General features: G+C 64.7%; 3 protein-coding genes. All 3 read right to left on the bottom strand.

All coding sequences use genetic code 11. The features are described 5' to 3' along the window. Positions 1-466 (bottom strand): NAD(P)-dependent oxidoreductase (locus EOA36_RS35415; RefSeq protein ID WP_281040113.1); only part of this gene is annotated, 466 nt, incomplete at its 3' end. Positions 467-468: 2 nt separating this feature from the next. Continuing rightward, positions 469-1,188 (bottom strand): FadR/GntR family transcriptional regulator, encoded by a 720-nt coding sequence (locus EOA36_RS35410; RefSeq protein WP_127281234.1) that lies wholly within the window; start codon positions 1,186-1,188, stop codon positions 469-471. A gap of 2 nt (positions 1,189-1,190) precedes the next feature. Further along, the coding region (locus EOA36_RS35405; protein WP_281040112.1) for an enolase C-terminal domain-like protein at positions 1,191-1,416 on the bottom strand (226 nt) is incomplete at its 5' end.

Below are 1,416 nucleotides of genomic sequence, written 5' to 3'. Positions count from 1 at the left end.
CGACTGCGCCGAGGCCGACGATGCCGATGGTCTTGCCGGCGAGTTCGATGTTGGAGTTGGCATGCTCGCGGCCGGCAAGCCAGCCCTTGGCGCGCAGGTCGCGGTCGACCCTGCGGAATTGCCGCAGCAGCGCAAGCGCGGTGAACATGACATGTTCGGCGACCGAGCGGGCATTGACCGCCGGCACGTTAGCCACCAGCACGCCGGCTGCCGCGGCTGCTTCCATCGGGATCATGTCGAGCCCCGCGCCATGGCGAATTGCGGCCCTCAGCTTCCAGGCGCCCTCGAACAGCGCCGGCGGCAGCGGCGCCCGCACGATGACGATGTCGGCATCCTTGGCCTCCCTGGCCAATGTGCCGGCGTCCAGCGCCGAAGCGATCACCAGCTGACCGGCGCCGGCGAGCTTGGCCGAGGCGCGCGGGTGCAGCGGATGGGTCGACAGGATCTTTGGCACGGTCTGGGTCACGGTCAGGCCTTTTCGAGCGCCGCGCCTGCGGGCGAAGCCGCCATGCCGCCCTCGATCAGGCCCTTCCAGTAGCTTTCGGCGCCTTGCAGATGGGCGCTCATCAGCGCCTGGGCGAGATTGCCGTCGCGGCGCAGCAGCGCCTCGTAGATCTGCACGTGCTCGGCATGCGAGCGCACGCTGCGTTCGGGATCGTTGAAGTAGATCGGCAGGCGCTGCTCGCCCATCAGATAGTAGACGCTGCAGATGTTGTGGAAGACGCTGTTCTTGGTGGCGCGCACGATTTCGAGGTGGAATTCGCGGTCCTCCTTGGCCAAGCCTTCGCCAGCGGCGATGCGCTCCTCGGAGGCCTTCAGGATTTCGCGCAGCCGTTCGAAATTTTCCTCGGTGGCGCGCGAGCAGGCAAGCTCAGCGGCCTTGATCTCATGGATCTTGCGCAACTCGACCGTTTCATAAATCTGCAGGGGATCGAGCGGCAGGCCGGCGCGTGCGAACAGCGCCAGCGCCTCCACGCTCGCCTGTTTGGTGTCGATGTAGATGCCTGATTTGGCGCGGCGCTCGACGATGCGCATGGCTTCGAGGATGGCAAGCGCTTCGCGGATCTGGCCGCGGCTGACGCCAAAATGCTCAGCCAACTCGCGTTCGGAAGGCGTGCGGCCGCTCTCCTTGTCCGAGTGGGAGAACAGATAGGCGGCGAGTTCCGCGAGAAGGTTGTTTTCTTTCATCGTCAATTGCGTTGCGCGTGCGCCTCCAGGAATCGCTCCGAAATGGTGAATCCCAATCCGGGCTTTTCCGGGATCGCTATCATACCGTCCTTCGCTTCGACAGTCTCATCGACCAGATCGTGGATCATCGGGTTGGCGCCGAGCGAATATTCGACCGTGAAACTCGAAGGCGATGCGGCACAGACATGCAGTCCGGCGAAGAAGCAGGGCGCGCCGGCCCATAGATGC

It is taken from the genome of Mesorhizobium sp. M8A.F.Ca.ET.021.01.1.1 (genome assembly GCF_003998025.1).
Classification (GTDB): domain Bacteria; phylum Pseudomonadota; class Alphaproteobacteria; order Rhizobiales; family Rhizobiaceae; genus Mesorhizobium.
This window is presented reverse-complemented; position numbering and strand designations above follow the sequence as displayed.